The organism is Bradyrhizobium sp. USDA 4454 (genome assembly GCF_054822705.1).
Genome location: NZ_JBTRCN010000001.1, coordinates 3,011,264 through 3,029,591, shown reverse-complemented (window position 1 = coordinate 3,029,591; position 18,328 = coordinate 3,011,264). Strand labels below are relative to the sequence as shown.

20 protein-coding genes are annotated in these 18,328 nt (G+C 65.1%); 7 read left to right on the top strand and 13 right to left on the bottom strand.

The window, feature by feature from the left end:
• Positions 1-12: 12 nt before the first annotated feature.
• Together purS and purC are read right to left on the bottom strand one after the other, a co-directional pair.
• Positions 13-255, bottom strand: a complete 243-nt coding sequence (purS, locus tag ACVIW0_RS13845; RefSeq protein ID WP_461352842.1) for a phosphoribosylformylglycinamidine synthase subunit PurS — start codon at positions 253-255, stop codon at positions 13-15.
• Positions 256-270: 15 nt separating this feature from the next.
• Positions 271-1,038 (bottom strand): phosphoribosylaminoimidazolesuccinocarboxamide synthase, encoded by a 768-nt coding sequence (gene purC, locus ACVIW0_RS13840; protein WP_016843454.1) that lies wholly within the window; start codon positions 1,036-1,038, stop codon positions 271-273.
• 346 nt (positions 1,039-1,384) lie between these two features.
• Here purC and ACVIW0_RS13835 point away from each other — a divergent pair, with 346 nt between their 5' ends.
• Positions 1,385-1,708, top strand: coding sequence for a DUF1476 domain-containing protein (locus tag ACVIW0_RS13835; protein ID WP_461352841.1), 324 nt, complete (start codon positions 1,385-1,387; stop codon positions 1,706-1,708).
• A 46-nt stretch (positions 1,709-1,754) separates the two neighbouring features.
• Here ACVIW0_RS13835 and ACVIW0_RS13830 read toward each other — a convergent pair whose 3' ends face one another.
• Positions 1,755-2,675, bottom strand: coding sequence for a LysR family transcriptional regulator (locus tag ACVIW0_RS13830; RefSeq protein WP_461352840.1), 921 nt, complete (start codon positions 2,673-2,675; stop codon positions 1,755-1,757).
• A gap of 112 nt (positions 2,676-2,787) precedes the next feature.
• Here ACVIW0_RS13830 and ACVIW0_RS13825 point away from each other — a divergent pair, with 112 nt between their 5' ends.
• Together ACVIW0_RS13825 and purB are read left to right on the top strand one after the other, a co-directional pair.
• Positions 2,788-3,612 (top strand): isocitrate lyase/PEP mutase family protein, encoded by an 825-nt coding sequence (locus tag ACVIW0_RS13825; RefSeq protein WP_461352839.1) that lies wholly within the window; start codon positions 2,788-2,790, stop codon positions 3,610-3,612.
• 208 nt (positions 3,613-3,820) lie between these two features.
• On the top strand, positions 3,821-5,251 hold the full coding sequence (gene purB / locus ACVIW0_RS13820; RefSeq protein ID WP_461352838.1) for an adenylosuccinate lyase: 1,431 nt from the start codon (positions 3,821-3,823) through the stop codon (positions 5,249-5,251).
• A 164-nt stretch (positions 5,252-5,415) separates the two neighbouring features.
• Here purB and cynS read toward each other — a convergent pair whose 3' ends face one another.
• The 7 genes from cynS to ACVIW0_RS13785 all read right to left on the bottom strand — a co-directional run bounded on the left by cynS (position 5,416) and on the right by ACVIW0_RS13785 (position 12,144).
• Positions 5,416-5,904: a cyanase gene (gene cynS / locus ACVIW0_RS13815; protein ID WP_163160216.1), complete on the bottom strand. Its 489-nt coding sequence runs from the start codon at positions 5,902-5,904 to the stop codon at positions 5,416-5,418.
• A 20-nt stretch (positions 5,905-5,924) separates the two neighbouring features.
• Complete coding sequence (locus ACVIW0_RS13810; protein WP_461352837.1) at positions 5,925-6,836, bottom strand: ABC transporter ATP-binding protein; 912 nt, start codon at positions 6,834-6,836, stop codon at positions 5,925-5,927.
• A gap of 181 nt (positions 6,837-7,017) precedes the next feature.
• Positions 7,018-7,857, bottom strand: a complete 840-nt coding sequence (gene ntrB / locus ACVIW0_RS13805; protein ID WP_461352836.1) for a nitrate ABC transporter permease — start codon at positions 7,855-7,857, stop codon at positions 7,018-7,020.
• A gap of 160 nt (positions 7,858-8,017) precedes the next feature.
• Positions 8,018-9,403 carry a CmpA/NrtA family ABC transporter substrate-binding protein gene (locus tag ACVIW0_RS13800; RefSeq protein ID WP_461352835.1) on the bottom strand — a complete coding sequence of 462 codons (1,386 nt, stop codon included), beginning with the start codon at positions 9,401-9,403 and terminating at the stop codon, positions 8,018-8,020.
• Between the two features lie 105 nt (positions 9,404-9,508).
• Positions 9,509-10,387 (bottom strand): sulfurtransferase, encoded by an 879-nt coding sequence (locus ACVIW0_RS13795; protein WP_461352834.1) that lies wholly within the window; start codon positions 10,385-10,387, stop codon positions 9,509-9,511.
• A gap of 50 nt (positions 10,388-10,437) precedes the next feature.
• On the bottom strand, positions 10,438-11,565 hold the full coding sequence (locus tag ACVIW0_RS13790; protein WP_461352833.1) for an acyl-CoA dehydrogenase family protein: 1,128 nt from the start codon (positions 11,563-11,565) through the stop codon (positions 10,438-10,440).
• Positions 11,566-11,601: 36 nt separating this feature from the next.
• Complete coding sequence (locus ACVIW0_RS13785) at positions 11,602-12,144, bottom strand: OsmC family protein (RefSeq protein ID WP_461352832.1); 543 nt, start codon at positions 12,142-12,144, stop codon at positions 11,602-11,604.
• Positions 12,145-12,411: 267 nt separating this feature from the next.
• On the opposite strand from ACVIW0_RS13785, the gene ACVIW0_RS13780 reads away from it, so the two are divergent.
• Positions 12,412-13,074, top strand: coding sequence for a TetR/AcrR family transcriptional regulator (locus tag ACVIW0_RS13780; protein ID WP_461352831.1), 663 nt, complete (start codon positions 12,412-12,414; stop codon positions 13,072-13,074).
• Between the two features lie 105 nt (positions 13,075-13,179).
• On the opposite strand, the gene ACVIW0_RS13775 is transcribed toward ACVIW0_RS13780, so the two are convergent.
• Both ACVIW0_RS13775 and ACVIW0_RS13770 read right to left on the bottom strand, forming a co-directional pair.
• Entirely contained in the window at positions 13,180-13,908 is a 729-nt protein-coding gene (locus ACVIW0_RS13775) for an SDR family oxidoreductase (RefSeq protein ID WP_461352830.1), read from the bottom strand.
• An 86-nt stretch (positions 13,909-13,994) separates the two neighbouring features.
• On the bottom strand, positions 13,995-14,885 hold the full coding sequence (locus ACVIW0_RS13770) for a LysR family transcriptional regulator (protein ID WP_461352829.1): 891 nt from the start codon (positions 14,883-14,885) through the stop codon (positions 13,995-13,997).
• Positions 14,886-14,971: 86 nt separating this feature from the next.
• Between ACVIW0_RS13770 and ACVIW0_RS13765 the strand changes: the two genes are divergently transcribed.
• Positions 14,972-15,433: a PACE efflux transporter gene (locus ACVIW0_RS13765; protein WP_461352828.1), complete on the top strand. Its 462-nt coding sequence runs from the start codon at positions 14,972-14,974 to the stop codon at positions 15,431-15,433.
• A 232-nt stretch (positions 15,434-15,665) separates the two neighbouring features.
• Here ACVIW0_RS13765 and ACVIW0_RS13760 read toward each other — a convergent pair whose 3' ends face one another.
• On the bottom strand, positions 15,666-16,865 hold the full coding sequence (locus tag ACVIW0_RS13760) for a TrmJ/YjtD family RNA methyltransferase (protein ID WP_461352827.1): 1,200 nt from the start codon (positions 16,863-16,865) through the stop codon (positions 15,666-15,668).
• A 329-nt stretch (positions 16,866-17,194) separates the two neighbouring features.
• On the opposite strand from ACVIW0_RS13760, the gene ACVIW0_RS13755 reads away from it, so the two are divergent.
• Complete coding sequence (locus tag ACVIW0_RS13755; RefSeq protein WP_461352826.1) at positions 17,195-17,434, top strand: hypothetical protein; 240 nt, start codon at positions 17,195-17,197, stop codon at positions 17,432-17,434.
• Between the two features lie 20 nt (positions 17,435-17,454).
• Positions 17,455-18,273: a hypothetical protein gene (locus ACVIW0_RS13750; RefSeq protein WP_461352825.1), complete on the top strand. Its 819-nt coding sequence runs from the start codon at positions 17,455-17,457 to the stop codon at positions 18,271-18,273.
• Positions 18,274-18,328: the final 55 nt, after the last annotated feature.

The following is an 18,328-nucleotide window of genomic DNA, read 5'->3' as shown; positions in this document are numbered from 1 at the left end:
TGGCTCGCCCCGCTAGCTCAGGACCTCGACCCGGTAGTTCTCGATAACGGTATTCGCCAGCAGCTTGTCGGCGGCGGCTCTCAGCGCCGCCTCCGCCTTGGCCTTGTCGGTCGCGGCGAGTTCGATGTCGAACACCTTGCCCTGGCGAACGCTGGCGACGCCGTCGACGCCGAGCGATTTCAGCGCGCCCTCGATCGCCTTTCCCTGCGGATCGAGGATGCCCGACTTCAATGTCACAGTCACACGTGCCTTCACGGTCGTCCCTTCAGTCTAGCTCTTCACCAGCACCGGGCCGCTGCCGGCCGGCCGCTCGTTTTCAATCAGGATGCCGAGCCGTTTTGCCACTTCAGTGTAAGCCTCGAGCAGGCCGCCGAGATCGCGGCGGAAGCGGTCCTTGTCGAGCTTCTCGTTCGACTTGATGTCCCACAGCCGGCAGGAGTCCGGCGAGATCTCGTCGGCGACGATGATCCGCATCATCTCGTTCTCGAACAGCCGGCCGCACTCCATCTTGAAGTCGACGAGGCGGATGCCGATGCCGAGGAAGAGGCCCGTCAGGAAGTCGTTGACGCGGATGGCGAGCGCCATGATGTCGTCGATCTCCTGCGGCGTCGCCCAGCCGAAGGCGGTGATGTGCTCTTCCGACACCATCGGGTCGTTGAGCTGGTCGTTCTTGTAATAGAACTCGATGATCGAGCGCGGCAGCTGGGTGCCCTCCTCGATCCCGAGCCGCTGCGACAGCGAGCCGGCGGCGACATTCCGCACCACCACCTCGAGCGGCACGATCTCGACCTCGCGAATCAGCTGCTCGCGCATGTTGAGGCGGCGGATGAAGTGGGTCGGCACCCCGATGTCGTTGAGGTGCTGAAACAGGTATTCCGAAATCCGGTTGTTGAGGACGCCCTTGCCCTCGATCACCTGGTGTTTCTTGGCATTGAACGCGGTCGCGTCGTCCTTGAAGTGCTGGATCAGGGTTCCCGGCTCGGGGCCTTCATAAAGTACCTTTGCCTTGCCCTCATAGATACGGCGTCGACGGCTCATTGGGATGTACCGTGTTTTGTTGAAATCCATGGATTTGGGTGCTCCGGATGACTTGGGTTACGACCCACGACGGAGCTGCCGCGGAGGCCTGGAACCCGAACAATCCACTGGAAACAGAACAAGAACCATGCCTGTTGGCAACCTAACCGATTGGGCCATCCAGCACAATCGATAGTGCCCGCTTCGGGGCACTTATACCGCCCTATCAAAAAGGGCCGATTCCGCCTGTTCTGCCTGCGGCTTAACGGCTCGTTGTCTTGCCGATTCCTCCCAACTATCTAGGCAGGCATCGGGGCTGCCGCAACGCGCGGATCAGCCGCCATTCAGAGGGATTGGAACTTCAGCCATGAACGAATTCAACAAGCGCGAGGAAGGTTTCGAGAAGAAGTTCGCCCTCGACGAGGAGCTGAAGTTCAAGGCTGAGGCGCGCCGCAACAAGCTGCTCGGCCTGTGGGCCGCCGAGAAGCTCGGCATCTCAGGCGATGCCGCCAATGCCTATGCCAAGGAGGTCGTGGCCGCCGACTTCGAGCAAGCCGGCGACAACGACGTCCTGCACAAGGTGCTGAAGGACCTCACCGCCAAGGACCAGGCCGTCACCGAGCGCGACATCCGCGCCAAGATGGACGAGCTGCTGGCCGTGGCCGTGACCCAGGTCAAGGCGGGAAGCTGAACCCGGCGAACGGGGCGTGGCGAATAGCGAATGGGGCATCCATTCGCTAGTCGCGATTGGCCCTTCGCCTCCTTGAAAACTCCTTGCGGACAATGTCGAGCAGGCGGCGTGACGCGGCGCTGAGGAAGCCGCCGTGCCGCGTCACCGCGACCACCTCGTGACTTGCGGTGAGATTGCCGACGCGGATCGTGGCAAGCGTCGCGGCGCGCAATTCCTCCGCTGCATTGCTTTGCGACAGCAGGGCGATCCCAAGCCCGGCCTCCACCAGCCGCTTCTGCGCCGTGAGGCTGTCGACCGGCGTCCAGGCGATCTCGCCGAGCCCGTGCGTCAGGAACAACGCGAACACGTGCGAGGCGGTGATCTCGCGGCGTCCCGGCACTTCGGGAAAGGCGATCCAGCGCTCATCCCTGAGATCGGCGAGCTTGCCGACCCTGCGTCCGGCCAGCGGATGGTCCGGCGCGCAGACCACCCCGAGCGGCTCGGCAAGCAGCGCCTCGCAATCGAGATCCTCTGACCGGTCGCGATCGTAGCGCAGCCCGATCGTCGCCTCGCCGCGCCGGATCAGATCGCTGACCTCGGCGCTGGTTGCCGTGCGCAATGTCAGCGCGACGTCCGGATACTGGCGGGCAAAGCGCTTCAGCACTTTCGACAGCCGCTCGCCGGCCAGCGTGCCGGTCACCGCCAGCGCCACCGGGCCGGAATTGTCGCGCGAGAGCGCCCGCACGGCATTCTCGGCGTCCTGCGCCGCCGCCACCGCGCGTTCGGCATAGGGCACCATCACCCGTCCGGCATCGCTCAGCCGCGTCTTGCCCGCGATCCGCTCGAACAGCGGAACGCCGAGCTCCTGCTCGAGTAGCGCGATGCGCCTTGAAATCGCCGGCTGCGAGCGATGCAGCGCCTTGGCGGCATTGGAGATCCCGCCGCGCCGGTGCACCACAAGGAACGTGTTGAGCGCGTCGCTGTCCATCTCTCGCTCCATGCAAAAAGCTGATGATTTCGAGAGAAATAACAAATTTGTCTGATGGCCGAAACCGCCCTATCGCTGGTCTCGGTCGCTTTTCCAACCATCAGGAGTTCACATGCGCACCCAGGCAGACAAGGCAGCACGGTTTCGCGAGCTGCATCAGCGGCCCGGCGCCTTCATCATTCCGAATCCGTGGGACGCCGGAACGGCAAAGCTGCTGGCGGCGATGGGGTTCGAGGCGCTCGCGACCACCAGCCTCGGGCTCGCCAACACGCTTGGGCAACCCGGCGTCAGCCTCGATGCCATCGTCGACAATTGCCGGGTGATCGCAGAGGCCACCGACCTGCCGGTCAACGCCGATCTGGAGAATTGCGGCGCCGACGATCCCAAGACTGCCGCAAAGGCGATCGCGCGGGCGGCCGAAGCCGGCGTGGTCGGCGGCTCGATCGAGGACTCGACCGGCAATCGCGAGCATCCGATCTACGAGTTCTCACTCGCGGTCGAGCGGGTGCAGGCCGCCGTCGAGGCGGCGCGGGCGCTGCCCTTCCCGTTCACGCTGACGGCGCGGGCGGAGAACTTCCTCTGGGGGCGCAAGGACCTCGACGACACCATCAAGCGGCTGCAGGCGTTCGAGGCCGTCGGCGCCGATGTGCTGTATTCGCCGGGCCTCTACGACCTCGGCACCATCAAGACCGTGGTCTCGGCGCTCAAGAAGCCGTTCAACCTCGTGATGGGCTTTGCCGATCCGACCTTGACGCTCGAGCAACTATCCGCCGCCGGCGTCAAGCGCGTCAGCGTTGGCGGCGCGATGGAGCGCCACGCCCTCGCCGCCTTCCTGCGCTGCGCCCGCGAGATGAAGGATCAGGGTGCGTTCAGCTTCGTCCGCGACATGGCGCCGGTGAAGGAGATGAGGGATATGTTTGCGGCCGGTCAGGCATGACCTGACCGCCGCGACGGGGAGCGCCGGCAACAAGCCCTGGCCTCCGAGCATGCCGGCGCCCGTCCCCGGATCGCCCGAGGCGGCGCCTTCGGGAATCTGGTATGGTGGGGTCAGCACCGCAAGTCCGGCCAAGGCGCTATCAGACCTGACGATTCATGACAGCTCGCAGCTTGCGGCCAGCCTCAGGCAATGCCAAGAGAGCGGGATCATGTCCCAAGATCACATTTCCAACGTCCTCGCCGATCGTTACGCCTCACCCGCCATGCGCGCCATCTGGAGTGGCGAAGGCAAGGTCCGCCTCGAACGCGACTACTGGATCGCCGTGCTGAAGGGGCAGCGCGATCTCGGCATTCCGGTTCCGGACGGCGTGATCGAAAGCTACGAGCGGGTCAAGGACCAGATCAACCTCAAGTCCATCATGCAGCGCGAGCGCATCACCCGCCACGACGTGAAAGCGCGCATCGAGGAGTTCTGCGAGCTGGCCGGTCACGAGCACCTGCACAAGGGCATGACCAGCCGCGACCTGACCGAGAACGTCGAGCAGCTCCAGGTCTACCGCGCGTTGCAGCTGGTCGAGACCAAGAGCATCGCCGCGCTCATTCGCTTCGCCAGGCGCGCGAAGCAATTGCGCGACATCCCGTTCACGGCACGCACCCACAACGTCGCCGCACAGGTCACGACGCTCGGCAAGCGCATCGCCATGTCCGGCGAGGAGATGCTGCTGGCGCATCAGAGCCTGGTCAACGTGCTGCAAACCTATCCGGCGCGCGGGCTGAAGGGCGCAGTCGGCACCCGTCTCGACCAGATCACGCTGTTCAATGGCGATGCCGGCAAGGCGCGGGCGCTCGAGCAGCGCATCCTCGTTCACCTCGGTCTGCCCAAGGCGCTTGATGCCGTCGGCCAGGTCTATCCGCGCAGCCTCGACTTCCGTGCGGTCAGCGTGCTCACCGAGCTCGCCAGCGGTCCCGGCAACTTCGCCAAGACCATCCGCCTGATGGCGGGCCACGAACTTGCCAGCGAAGGCTTTGCCAAGGGCCAAGTCGGCTCCTCGGCCATGCCGCACAAGATGAACAGCCGCTCCTGCGAGCGCATCAACGGCCTGCATGTGATCCTGAAGGGCTATCTCGCGATGGCCGCAGGGCTTGCCGGCGATCAGTGGAACGAAGGCGACGTCTCCTGCTCGGTGGTCCGCCGCGTGATGCTGCCCGATGCCTTCCTCGCCATGGACGGCTTGCTCGAGACGTTGCTGACCGTGCTCGACCAGATGGAAGTGTTCGAAGCCGTCGTCGAAACCGAGCTGAAGCGTTATCTGCCGTTCCTGCTGACCACCACTGTCATGATGGAAGCGGTGAAGAAGGGCGCCGGCCGCGAAGGCGCCCACGAGGCGATCAAGGAGCATGCGGTGGCCGCCATCGGTGACCTGCGCACCGGCAAGATCGTGCAGAACGACCTGCTGCAACGTCTCGCTGCCGACCCGCGTCTCGGCTTGAGCCAAGCCGAACTGCAGGCCGTGCTCGACCAGGGCCGCGCCAACTCCGGCGACGCCGCCGCCCAGGTCGATCATTTCGCCGAGCAGGTCGACGCGCTGGCCAAGGCCAAGCCGGATGCCGCGAGCTACACGCCGGGCACGATCCTCTGAGGTCTGCGCGCTTGAGACGTGCGGCGTAGGGTACTCCCGTCACTCCGGGATGGTCCGAAGGACCAGACCCGGAGTCTCGAGATTCCCCGATGCGCAATTGCGTATCTGCGATCGCCACTCCGCGTCGTCCGGAATGACGTTGCCATCGCGTCGCGACGCCAATGTCACTCTTCCTTGAAGCCGTATTCCGGCACGTTGCCGCTGGCGCCGTAATATTTGTACGGCAGGAATTTGCCGCTCATGGTGATCTTGACGCGGTCGCCCTTGGGGTTGGCGACGCGTTCCATCGCCATGTCGAAGTCGATCGCCGACATGATGCCGTCGCCGAACTCCTCCTCGATCAGCGCCTTCCAGGCCGGGCCGTTGACCATCACCATCTCGTAGAAGCGGTAGATCAGGGGATCGGTCGGCGGCATCGGCGTGCCGGTGCCGCGCATCGGCACCTCGTTGAGCATCGCGATCTCGGCCTTCGACAGCCCGAACAGCTCGCCGGCATTGGCTGCCTGCGGTTTTGTCAACTTCATCTGGCCGAGGATCGCGCCCACGATCAGGACCTCTGAATAGCCGCCGATCTTTTCGCAGATGTGCTTCCAGCTCCAGCCCTTCTCGCGCTTGATGTCGAGCAGCTTCTCGGTGAGGTCTTCGCGTTTCATGGGGTTTCCTCCTTTGGGCCTCAGCGCGCAACGCTCTGCGCGGGATTGGGTTCGACGACGCGCGGCGGCGAGACGATCACCGGGTCGCCAAGGCCGGGCCGCACCACAGGCACGTGGCGCGGATCGTGTCCGGTCGCCTCGGTCGCAAAGCTCTTGCTGCGGCTGACCAGGAAATCGACGATATGGTTGCGCAGCGCATAATAATAGGGATGGCGGTGCAGATCGATGCGGCCGCGCTCCTTCGGCAGCGGATTCTCGACGATCTCGGCCAGCACCGCGCCGGGGCCGTTGGTCATCAGGAAGATCTTGTCGGCGAGGAAGATCGCCTCGTCGACGTCATGGGTGATCATGAAGGTGGTCTGTCCGGTTTCCAGGCAGATGCGCCGCACCTCGTCCTGCAGCGTGCCGCGGGTCAGTGCATCGAGCGCCGAGAACGGCTCGTCCATCAGCATGATCTTCGGCGTGATCGACAGCGCCCGCGCGATGCCGACGCGCTGCTTCATGCCGCCCGACAATTCCGACGGATGCTTGTGCTCGGAGCCGGTGAGCCCGACCAGATCGATGAATTTCTGCGCGTGGGCTCTGACCCGGGGGCGGTCCCATCTGCGCCATTTCGAGCTGACGGCGTAGGCGACGTTGCCGAGCACGGTGCGCCACGGCAGCAGCGCGTGGCTCTGGAAGATCACGGCGCGGTCGAGGCTGGTGCCCTCGATGCCCTGCCCGTCGACGATCACGGTCCCCTCGCTCGGCTCGTCGAGCCCGGCGAGGATGTTCAGCACGGTAGTCTTGCCGCAGCCGGAATGGCCGATCACGCAGCCGAACTCGCCGCGCGCCATCGACAGCCAGAAATTCTCGAACACGGTGGTGATGCCGCCGCCGGCGCCGGGATAACGCCGCGCAATGCCCTCGATGGAGATGAACTTGTCCGTCATCGCCAGCTCCCTCCTCCCTCTCTCCCCGCTTGCGGGGAGAGAGTCGGGGTGAGGGGGATGCTCAGCAAGAATGGTGAGAGTTGGACTCGCGGAAAGTCCCCCTCACCCGATCGCTTCGCGATCGACCTCTCCCCGCAGGCGGGGCGAGGTGAAGTGGGAGCAATGCGGGTGTCGGTCATCGCTACTCCGGAAACGTCACCATGCGCGTGAAGCGCGCCAGCACCTGGTCGAGCAGCATGCCGACAAGGCCGATCAGGAGGATCGCGATGATCACATTGGTGATCGACAAATTGTTCCACTCGTTCCAGACGAAGTAGCCGATGCCGGTGCCGCCGACGAGCATCTCGGCGGCGACGATCACGAGCCAGGCAATCCCGATCGAGATCCGCATGCCGGTCAGGATCGTCGGCGCCGCCGCCGGCAGGATGACGGTGAAGGCGCGCCTGACGGTGCCGACCTCGAGCGTGCGCGCGACATTGATCCACTCCTTGCGAACGCTTGCGACGCCGAACGCGGTGTTGAGCAGCATCGGCCACACCGAGCAGATGAAGATGACGAAGATCGCCGAGATCGAGGAGTCCTTGATTGTGTAGAGCGCCAGCGGCATCCAGGCCAGTGGCGAGATCGGCTTCAACACCTGGATGAAGGGATCGAGCGCCTTGCTGATCAAAGGCGACATCCCGATCATGAAGCCGAGCGGGATCGCGACGACGACGGCGATAAGATAGCCGAGCCCGACCCGGCCGATCGAATAGGCGAGCTGGATGCCGAGCCCCTTGTCGTTCGGCCCGTTATCGTAGAACGGCCGCTTCAGGTGCTCCCACAATTTGGCGCCGACATCGAGCGGTCCGGGCATCGCCGACTTGCCCTGGGTCGCCGTCAGCCCCATCAGCTTGGCGTATTCCGGGCTCATGTTCGCAGCCGCACCGCTGCCGCGGGTCGCGAGATGCCAGGCGCCGAGGAAGGCGGCGAGCAGCGCGATGGAGACGATGGCGGCGCGGAGACGGAGGGAAAGCGTCACGTGGCGAGTTCCCCCAACACGTCGTCCCGGCGAAAGCCGGGACCCATACGCCGTGCCGGCGCGGTGAGGCACGCGGGGAGACGCTCTGCAACAGCACCAGCAGCGGTGGTTATGGGTCCCGGCCTTCGCCGGGACGACGCCGTGGAGAAAGCGCCTCTCCTCACGACGACTTCCTGATCTTGAAGCTTGCCAGATAATCATCGGGCTTGGCCGGATCGAAACTCTTGCCCATCACCGAGAACGATTTGTAGGCGGTCGGCGGCGGCGAAAGGCCCATCTCGGCCATCACCTTCTTGGTGTCGGTGGCGAGATAGACCTGCTCGGCAACCGCTTTGTAGTCGACGTCGCCCTTGATCTGGCCCCAGCGCTTCATCTGGGTCAGCATCCACACCGCAAAGGACTGCCAGGGGAACGGATCGAAATCGACGCGCTTCGGATCGGTCTTCACGCCACCGAGGCCGTCGGCATAGGTGCCGGTCAAGACCTGCTCCAGCACCGTCACCGGAGCGTTGATATAGTTCGCCGGCGCGATCGCTTCCGCAATCTGCTTGCGGTTCTCGGCCTTCGCTGCATAGCCGGTGGCATCGACGATCGCGCGGGTCAGCGCCGCGAAGGAATTCGGCGCCGTGGTGATGAACTCGCGGCTCGCGGCAAAGCTGCAACAGGGATGACCGTCCCAGATCTCCTTGGAGAGGATGTGCAGGAAGCCGACACCATCATAGATCGCGCGCTGGCAGATATTGTCGGGCGCGAGGAAGCCGTCGATATTGTCGGCGCGCAGATTGGCGACCATCTCGGGCGGCGGCACCGAGCGGAGTTGCACGTCGGTGTCCGGATCGAGCCCGTGCTCGGCGAGATAATAGCGCAGCAGATAATTGTGCATGGAATAGTCGAACGGAATGGCGAACTTCAGGCCCTTCCAGTCCTTCGGATCGCGCCGATCCTTGTGCTTCATCGCCAGCGTGATGCCCTGCCCGTTGATGTTCTCGATCGCGGGCACCGTGAACGGGATCGCGTTGGCGCCAAGGCCCAGCGAGATCGCGATCGGCATCGGCGCCAGCATGTGGGCGGCGTCGTATTCCTTGTTGATGGTCTTGTCGCGAATGACCGCCCAGCCGGCGGTCTTCACCACCTCGACGTTGAGGCCTTGCTTGGCGTAGAAGCCGAGCGGCGCCGCCATGATGATCGGGGTCGCGCAGGTGATCGGGATGAAGCCGATCTTGAGGTCCTTCTTTTCCGGCGGACCGGCATCGGCGAACGCCTCCGTCGCGGTCTTGATCGGGAAGACCTGCGACAGTGCGGCGAGCGCGGTCGCAGCGCCCACCGATTTCAGGAATGCGCGGCGCGCGGCATCTTGCGGAAACACCGCCCGCATCACCGCCGACGCGACGATGCCCTCGTAACGTTTCTCTTCGCTCAAAACGGGCTCGCAGCGCAGCGTGCCCGCGGCATGCTCATGCTCGGCCGCCGAGCGGTGCTGGCCGCAGGCGCAGCCGGATCGTGAAAGATCGCGGTCGGCGTCGAAGGGATCGTCTGACGTGGACATGCTGCGCCCCATTGTCGCACCGAACGCGGAGAGCTCCGCGATCCGGCTCATTGATCGGCGTCCGGCCGCGTTTTGCGCCGCCGGACGCCGACAAACATGCAGGTTCTATGCCGCCTTGCCTGTTACGACGGCAGATGTGGGCAGACCTTCATCGATCGGCAGCGACGGATCGCGCGACCACTCGTTCCAGGAGCCGAAATACATCCGCACGTCCTTCACGCCGGCGTTCTTCAGCGCCAGGAAAGTGTTCGAGGCGCGCGCCCCCTTGAAGCAATAGAGATAGACCGGCGTGGTCTGCGAGATGCCGACGGTGGCGCATTCGGCCAGGATCTCGTCCTTCGACTTGAAGCGCGGGCCTTCGCCGGTCGGCTTCATCATGCGGTACCATTCGAGCCAGACCGCGCCGGGAATGCGGCCCTTGCGCGGGCAGAAATCCTTGCCGTAGGGAGAGGAGCTTTCGCCGATCCACTCGTCGACATCGCGCACGTCGAGGATCGCAACGCCAGGCTTGCCGACCGCCGCCAGCATCGTCTTGGCGTCGATCATGATCTCGCCGGCCTCCGGCACGATCGCAAAGCCAGCCTTCGCCGGCACGGCAACGTCGGTGGTGACCGGCAGGTCCGCCGCCTTCCAGGCGTCGAAGCCGCCATGCAGCACCTTGACCTTGGGATAGCCGAGCATGGTCAGCAAAAAATAGCCGCGGCAGGACTGGCCGAAGCCGGAATTCATCGACTGCTCGTAGATCACGGCGGTCTCCTTGCCGGAGAGCCCGGCCGCGCCGAAGGCGTCGGCGAACTTGGTCTTCAGCTCGTGGATGCCTTCCGGGGTCGAGGTCGCAAGGAACGTGAAGATGTCGTGCACATTGACGGCACCTGGCAGATGGCCCGCCGCATAGGCGTCCGGATTCCGCGTGTCGATGATGACACACGGTTCTTTCTTGACGAGCTCGGCAAGTTCGCCGGCGGTGATCAGAACGTCCGTCATGGCAGCCTCTCCTGTTTGTGGTTGCAGTTATGGTGGTCCAGAACTCCCTGTCAGCCATCCGCCAGCATCTTGCGCAGCTGCTTGGTGGCGGGCGTGACGATGGCGACGAAATAGGCCTCGCGCAGCCGGCGCTGGGCGCGGTGGCTCATCAGATAGCCGCGCGCGCCGCAATGGAGCATGGCGGCATGCGCGACCGCGACGCTGGCGTCGCCGATGCGCAGCCGCAGCGCGACGACGCGGCGCCAATAGCTGTCATCGGCATTGTAGGGATCGTGCGCCAGGGTCATCGCCTCCTTCTCGAACTCGGCATAGAGCTCGCGGAATTGCAGCGGCTGCTGCGGCAGATAGCGGTTGACATGGCCGAGCGGCGCATGGACCTCGTCCATGATGTTGATGCAGTCCTTCATCAGGCCGAGGCCCATGCCGACTTGCAGCAGGATGAAGCCGGCCCGGATCTTCTTGACGAACGGCGCGGCGGGTTCGGCCAGGATCAATTCGTCCGGCACGAAGGCATCGCGGAACTGGACGCTGTAGGTGCCGGTGCCGTCCATCGCCAGGAACGGCTTGCACGGCGTCAGCGTGATCGCGGGATCGGCGCAGTCGGCGAGGAACATGACTGTCTGCCCCTGCTCGCTCGTGCCGTCGACATCCTCGCGCTCGAAGATCGTGCCGAAGTAATGGTCGGGCCCGAGGTTGGAAACCCAGGGCAGCGCGCCGCGCACGATGTAGCCGCCGTCGACCTTGCGGCCCTTCAGCTTCAGCCGCTCGATGCCGAAGAAGCTCTTCATCGGGTTGGAGAGCCCGGTGCCGCCGAGCCTGCGCCCGCTGGAGAAGCAGTCGCCGAACCGGGTGGCGAGCTTCATGTTGGTGGAGTTCGCGACGTACCAGACCAGCGTGTTCTGGCACCAAGCCATGAAGGCGGTGGCGCCGCAGACCTCGCCGATCGCGGCCATCGACTGGATGGCGCAGCGCAGGTCGGCGGGGCCCTCCTGCGGCACGTGGCTGTTCCACGCGCCGACCTCGCCGAGCCGGCGCAGGAATTCGGCAGGATAGACCGCGCCGTCGTCGATCGCGGGTGCGAGCGGCGCCAGCTCCTGGCGGGCGAGGCGCGCGACCTCGTCCGCAATCGTCGGTGCGGGATCTTGAGCTGCGACCCGCGATAAAGCCAGTGAACCCATGGATGGTCTCCGCACCTTGAATTGCCGGTCCGAGCCTTACGCGCTGACCTCGAGATTGACGGGGCGGGTGAAGGTGTTGGCGACCGGCGACCACTTCTTCACATGCGCCACCAGCGCATCGATCTCGCTCCGCGCGACGCCCTCGCATTCCATGTCGACCTTGACGCGCACATCAGTGAAGCCGACCGGCTTCTCGCTGACGTCGCCGGTGCCCCACACCGCCGTGATGTTGAGGTCGCCCTCGAGCTCCAGCTCGAGCTTGTTGACGATCCAGCCGCGATGCACGGCGTTGGCGTGCAGGCCGACCGCGAGGCAGGAGCCGAGCGCGGCGAGCGAGGCCTCGGAGGGATTGGGCGCGGTATCGTCGCCGAGCAGGCCCGGCGGCTCGTCGACGATGTAGGGCGCGAGGTTGCGGATGTAGTTGGCGTGGCGGAACTTGCCCTCGGCCACCGTCTTGCACTTCAAGGTCTTGATCACCTTCGGATTGGCCTTGCCGTTGGCAATGAGCTGCTCGAGCCCGCCTTTGTCGATCGGCGCGAGGCAGCCGGTCAGAGCGGTTTTTTGAGCGACAGCGGTCATCAGTTTTCTCCCTGGGAGCGATGGAAATGGTCAGGATACCGAACGGTCTGTTTCCTGCACGAAGCGTGCCAGTCCCCTGCCAAATCAAAAGCTGAAATCGTAGAGGCGCTTAAGCCGGCGTGCCCGCGGATTGATCAGCGCCGGCCTGCTCAATCGCCAAGCAGATGCTGCGCGGCAGCGATTATTTTCAGCGCATGGCTGCGCACATGACCGCCCCCGTGAAGATGCGGCTTGATGATTTTGCCGCGCTCCGATTTACTGCCGCGCATGGCCAAATCGCTCACCAAGAAAAAAGCCGCCGCGGTGTTCGCCGCCGGCGACGATGAATCCGCACGCGGGCGCCTGCTCAGCGCGGCGACGCATCTGTTCTGCAAGAACGGCATCAACGCCACCGGCATCGATGCGATCATCGACGAGGCCGGAACCGCGAAGACCACGCTCTACAAATTGTTCGGCTCGAAAACCAATCTGGTGCATGCTGTGCTGGAGAGCGAAGGCAAGCAGTGGCGCGAATGGTTCATCGGCGCGATCGAGGCCGGCGGCGGCGATCCGCAGACCAAGCTGTCGCGGATCTTCCCCGCCTTGAAGACATGGTTCGCCGAGGAGCGTTTCTACGGCTGCCCCTTCATCAACGCGGTCGCCGAGCACGACAAGGACGCCAAGCAGTTCCGCAACATCGCGCTGAAACACAAGAAGGTGGTGCTGGCGCATATCGAGAAGCTGGCCGGCGAGATGGGCGCGGCGGAGCCCGCCGTGCTGGCGCATCAGCTGGCGCTCTTGATCGACGGCGCGATCGTCGCCGCCATGGTGTCGTGTGATCCCGGCGTCGCCGACACCGCGGGCCTCGCCGCGAGCAATCTGTTCGCGCCGGCCAAGGTAAAGAAGCCGAAGCGCACCGGCAGCACGGCGGAAGAGCTGGTCGCAGTGTGACGATCCGCTGAGCCACCCGATCGCGTAGCCCGGATGGGCGGAGCGACCTCCGGGGCACCCGGCTCCCGCATGTCGCTGAGTTCATGCGGGCCACCGCCGAGACGCCTACAAATCGAAATTCGTCGGCAGCATCACGACGTCGCGGATGGTCATGCCGCGCGGCCGGGTCAGCATGAACATCACGACCTCGGCGACGTCGCTCGCCTCGAGCAGGCTGCCCGCCGCCTTGGCCTCCGCGAGCTTCTGCGCCGGCCAGTCGGCGAGCAGCGCGCTGATCACGGGCCCCGGCGAGATCGAGCCGACGCGGATGCCGTGCTTGAACACCTGGCGCCGCACCGTCTGCACGAAGCAGTTGATCGCCCATTTCGACGACGCATAGACCGGCTCCCACGGCGTCGGGAAATGCGCGGCGAGCGAGCTCGTCACGATGATGTCGCCCGCGCCGCGTGCGATCATGTGCGGCAGCACGTCGTGCACGTTCTTCATCACGACATTGACGTTGAGGTTCAGCATCCGGTCGATCGCGCCGGTCTCGGCATCCACGAGATCGCCGCCGACATAGATGCCGGCGTTGGCGTGCAGGATATCGAGCTGGCCGGCCTTCTCCAGCACCTGCGGCAGCAGCGTCGCGCAGGCCGTGGGGTCAAGCAGGTCGATCACCAGCGGGATCACCGCGCCGCCATGCTTGCCGGCGAGGGCTTGCAGCGCGGCCGCGTCGCGGTCGACCATCACCACGCGGGCGCCGGCCGCCAGCATCACCTCGCTGCTCGCAAGCCCGATGCCCGATGCCGCACCGGTCACCGCCGCGACCTTGCCTTCCAATTGCTTCGCCATCGTCTCCACCCTGGCAGTTCGTACTGCGCGTATGGCAACACATCGCAGCCGCGATGTCAGCTCACCACGCGCTGAGCAGGCGACCGTCACATGCGCAGCATCGGCGGTCGCGTGGCGAAGCGGCGACGCAGCCATTTTGCCGCCGGTCCCGCCGGCCGCTGCTTGTGCCAGACCACTTCGAGCGCGACCGGATGCGCGCCCTCGTCGAATTCCAGTTCGGGAATGGCCAGGTCTGAGGCGACCGGCGAGCTCGCCATGATGTGGGCCGGGATCAGCGCCCAGCCGACGCCCTGCTTGAGGATCTGCAGGATCACCCAATGGCTCTCGACCCACCACACCTCGGCTGCGACCCGCAGCCGGTGCCGCTCGGTGCCTTCGTTGCGCACCGTGACCATGATCTGGCGATGCCGCTTCAGCTCCTCCGAATCCACCCGGCCATGCGCCAGCGGGTGGTTCTTGCCGCAGACGAGCTGCAGCGGCACCCAGCCGATGGTCTTGAAGCCGAGCTCGGGCGGCAGCTGCTCCTGCCGCCACATCACGCCGACATCGGCCTTGCCGTCGAGCACCAGGCGGCTGACGTCCTCCAAGATCGGAAACAACAGCTCCAGCTCGACATGGGGAAAACGCCCGGCGAATTCCGCGAACAGCTCGCCGACCGCGCTCTCCGGATAGAGCTCGTCGATCGCCACCACCAGGCGTTTCTCGACATGCGCCTCGAAACTAGAGGCAACGCCGATCAGATGCTCGCGGCGATCGAGGATCAGTTTTGCTTCCGGCAACAGCCGCGCGCCGGCTTCGGTCAGCACCGGGTTGCGACCGGCCCGGTCGAACAGCGCGATGCCGAGGTCGGTTTCCAGATTGGCGACATGGGTGCTGACCGCCGATTGCGCTTTCTTCAGGAGCCGCGCCGCACCGGAGAACGAGCCCTGCTCGGCCGCCGCCACGAAGGATTCGAGCTGCTCCATGGAAACGGCCATCTATCTCTTTTCCAGATATTACCTAACTTTCTACTGGCACAATATCAGATAGAAACCCGGTCACAACAACAAGAAAGGGTTTTGTTATGTCCATGCGTTCCTTCTCCGACCGGGTCAGGCACGCAGTCCTGTTCGAGCTGATCGGTATCGCCATTTTCACGCCGGCCGCCGCCTGGCTGTTCAATCAGCCGGTCGCCCATATGGGCGTCATCGGCGTCGTGTCGGCGACGGTGGCGACGGTCTGGAACTTGCTGTTCAATCTCGGCTTCGACCGCGCGCTGGTCCGCTTCACCGGCCGCGTCGCCAAGACGATGCCGATCCGTGTGGCACACGCGATGCTGTTCGAGGCCGGGCTGATCGTGCTGCTGATCCCGTTCGTCGCCCGGTATCTCGGCGTCTCGCTGTGGGCCGCGCTGATGATGGATATCTCGATCGTCGCGTTCTATCTGGTCTACGCGTTCGTCTTCAACATCGCCTACGATCGGGTGTTTCCGCTGCCCTGGCCTGCTGCGCCGGCGCGCGCGACAGGCAAGGCGCTGGCGGCCTGATCAGTCGCGCTGCTCACTGCGGCCGGCAAGGCTGCTCCACTGAGTGCGATCAGTGGAGCAGCCCGACGGCGCCGATCACGACAAGCCGAGCGAAGGTGCGTCCCTGTCTACATCTGTCATCGCCCGGCTCGACCGGGCGATCCAGTACGCCGCGGCTTCTCGATTCAAGCGCTGTCGTTTCTGGGATACTGGATCACCCGCTTTCGCGGGTGATGACACCGAACAAGACGCTTCACCGCCCCTGCCGCAGCGCCGCCTCCAGCCGCGCCAGCTCGGCGTCGAGATCGCGCTCGACGTCGGCGACTTGCATGTCGATCACCCGGTAGTCGCGCGCCTCGAGCCAGGCGCGGCGCTTGGCGCGGTCGGTGCCGATGGCCTCGCTCTCGTTCGGATTGACGAGCTCGATCGCGGTCCGGTGCACGAAGGAGACGAAGTCGGGGATGTGGCGGCCGACCGGGGTCTGACGCTTGAACTGGCCGGCGAAGCGGCGGTCCCGGGTCAACGCCTGCCAGAGGATCCGCTCGGCGTCGGTCGGGTTGCGGCGGAGCAGCCGGGCGAGGCCGCGCACCGTGCTGGAATTGTCGGCAGTCGCACCGCCGCCGCCCTGCTCGGCGAGCAGCGCGCGGAGCCGTGTCGCCTGGGCGCCGTCGAGCACGCCACCCTTGGCCGGGCCCTTGCGGCCCTCGGCGATCGCCATCACCACGCCGTGCAACGTGTGCATGTCCTGCTTGGTCGGATCCATCCGGGTGAAGATGTTGCGCAGGTTGACCAGCATGGTGTCGCGCTTCTCCGCTGGCCGCAGGAACTCGACCTTGTCGAGCTCGGCGACGAGGTTGTCGAAGAACGCCTGCATCTGGTGCTGGGAGGCCGGCTCGGACCGCTCCGGCATCGCGAACGGCAGCGCCCCCGCGGTCGAGAGCTTGAACCACTCATAGCCCATCAACAGCACCGCCTGCGCCAGATTGAGCGAGGCGAAGCCCGGATTGACCGGATAGGTGATGATGCGGTTGGCGAGCGCGACCTCCTCGTTGGTCAGGCCGGCACGCTCCCGCCCGAACAGGATGCCGGCGCCGCCGCCGGACGCGACGTGGCTGACGATCTCGCGGGCCGCGCCCTCCGGTCCGACCACCGGCTTGGCCTGGTCGTGGGCGCGGGCGGTGGTGGCGAACACCAGCGTGAGGTCGGCGATCGCCTGCTCGACGGTGTCGAACAGCTCGACAGAGCCGATGATGTGGTCGGCGCCGGCGGCGGCGCGCTGGGCGGCGATGTTCGGCCAGCCGTCGCGCGGATTGACGATGCGCATCCGGCTCAGCGCGAAGTTACCCATCGCGCGCGCGGCCATGCCGATGTTCTCGCCAAGCTGCGGCTCGACCAGGATGACGACGGGACCGGCAAGGTCGTGCCCTGCCTTGGTCTTGTCGGTGCCGGACATCTCACTTCACTTTCTGATTCAACATCTGAAGATTTTGAATCAGCTTCCGAAGCGGCTAATTCAAAGTCTCATGCAGGGGCCCAGAACCCGCATCGACCAGCTTTGCACCGGTTTTGCGCGGGACCATTTTCTCCAGGGAGATAACAGGGTTAGCGGCGTTTGCGAATCCTCAATCGGAATCGCAATCGCAGTGGACAAAGCCCGCGGCTTGCGCGCGCTTCGCCTTCGGATAGGCTATCAACCACAACCAAAGCGAAGCTGTAAAGGCACGCTTGAGACGCCGGTTGAACGGCGAGGCACTTGGATTGAAGCACTTTGGGGGGACGACGATGCGTGGCAGATGGACGCTGGCCATTGTGGGCCTGGTCTTGATCGTGGCGGGCGGCCTGCTCGCCCATTTCACGCAAACCGCCGGCGGCATCCGGATCGAGGATGTCAGGTTCAAGGGCGCCAAGGGCAACACCGTGAGCGCCCTGCTCTACGTCCCGGCGAATGCGACGCCGCAGATCCCGGCGCCCGGCATCCTCGCCGTCCACGGCTACATCAATTCGCGTGAGACCCAGGACTGATCGGGACGTTCGACGGGCTCTTGGAAGCACCGGCGTTCTCCCGCCTGCGGCTGCCGGCGGTTGCCGACGGCAGGATGCCGCCGCATCAGGCGGCAAGCGGCCGGCGCTGGACAGCGACGTTCATCCTGTCGGCGTTCATCCCGGCGCTGACCTACTACCCGGCCTTTGCGCTGGGCGGCACCTTCGTCACCCCGAGCGCGTTCCTGCCGCAGGGCATCACCAACCAGATCCTGGTCTGGGCCATCATCAACGGCCTGATCACGCTGGCCTTGATGCGGTTCGCGCCGAAGCGCGCCAGCCGGGCCGGCCTCGTCGGTCAATCCATCGTGATCGCGCTGGCGTCGGTCGCGGTGGGCTACGTTGCGCTCTGGCTTGCCGACCTCGCCTTCAAGATCGACTTCCGGTTCTGGATCGTCGCACTCAAGTTGATGAGCGCGAAGCAATTCCTCATCTTCCTGATCTATCTGATTCCGTTCACGGCGTTTTTCGTCGTGGCGCTGCACGTGCTGCACCGGAATTTCTCGACCATGGATGCGCCGCGCGGGGCGCTGTACCTCACCAACATCCTGGCGCTGACGTTCGGTTTCATCGTGTTGCTGGTGCTGCAATACGGCACGCTGTGGCTGACCGGAAAGCTGTTCAACCCGATCCCCGACCCCAGTTTCGTCCCGCTCTCGAGCATCGTCGCGATCCAGTTCGTGCCGCTCTTGGCGATCATCGCCGTGATCGCGACGTTCACCTGGCGGCGGACCGGATCGAGCCTGCCGGGGGCCCTGATCGCGGGCCTGTTCGTGACCTGGTACATCGTCGCGGGGACGGCCACGCAGGCGGCATTTTAGGCTAAAAGATGGGCGCAAAGTGCATACCCCCTCCGCTTCCGCCCGCCCCCGGGCG

Coding starts and splice junctions, on each gene's coding strand:
- purC (WP_016843454.1), bottom strand. CDS start 1,038: ATGAGCCGTCGACGCCGTATCTATGAGGGCAAGGCAAAGGTACTTTAT.
- ACVIW0_RS13835 (WP_461352841.1), top strand. CDS start 1,385: ATGAACGAATTCAACAAGCGCGAGGAAGGTTTCGAGAAGAAGTTCGCC.
- ACVIW0_RS13830 (WP_461352840.1), bottom strand. CDS start 2,675: ATGGACAGCGACGCGCTCAACACGTTCCTTGTGGTGCACCGGCGCGGC.
- ACVIW0_RS13825 (WP_461352839.1), top strand. CDS start 2,788: ATGCGCACCCAGGCAGACAAGGCAGCACGGTTTCGCGAGCTGCATCAG.
- purB (WP_461352838.1), top strand. CDS start 3,821: ATGTCCCAAGATCACATTTCCAACGTCCTCGCCGATCGTTACGCCTCA.
- cynS (WP_163160216.1), bottom strand. CDS start 5,904: ATGAAACGCGAAGACCTCACCGAGAAGCTGCTCGACATCAAGCGCGAG.
- ACVIW0_RS13810 (WP_461352837.1), bottom strand. CDS start 6,836: ATGACGGACAAGTTCATCTCCATCGAGGGCATTGCGCGGCGTTATCCC.
- ACVIW0_RS13800 (WP_461352835.1), bottom strand. CDS start 9,403: ATGTCCACGTCAGACGATCCCTTCGACGCCGACCGCGATCTTTCACGA.
- ACVIW0_RS13795 (WP_461352834.1), bottom strand. CDS start 10,387: ATGACGGACGTTCTGATCACCGCCGGCGAACTTGCCGAGCTCGTCAAG.
- ACVIW0_RS13790 (WP_461352833.1), bottom strand. CDS start 11,565: ATGGGTTCACTGGCTTTATCGCGGGTCGCAGCTCAAGATCCCGCACCG.
- ACVIW0_RS13785 (WP_461352832.1), bottom strand. CDS start 12,144: ATGACCGCTGTCGCTCAAAAAACCGCTCTGACCGGCTGCCTCGCGCCG.
- ACVIW0_RS13780 (WP_461352831.1), top strand. CDS start 12,412: ATGGCCAAATCGCTCACCAAGAAAAAAGCCGCCGCGGTGTTCGCCGCC.
- ACVIW0_RS13775 (WP_461352830.1), bottom strand. CDS start 13,908: ATGGCGAAGCAATTGGAAGGCAAGGTCGCGGCGGTGACCGGTGCGGCA.
- ACVIW0_RS13770 (WP_461352829.1), bottom strand. CDS start 14,885: ATGGCCGTTTCCATGGAGCAGCTCGAATCCTTCGTGGCGGCGGCCGAG.
- ACVIW0_RS13765 (WP_461352828.1), top strand. CDS start 14,972: ATGTCCATGCGTTCCTTCTCCGACCGGGTCAGGCACGCAGTCCTGTTC.
- ACVIW0_RS13760 (WP_461352827.1), bottom strand. CDS start 16,865: ATGTCCGGCACCGACAAGACCAAGGCAGGGCACGACCTTGCCGGTCCC.
- ACVIW0_RS13755 (WP_461352826.1), top strand. CDS start 17,195: ATGCGTGGCAGATGGACGCTGGCCATTGTGGGCCTGGTCTTGATCGTG.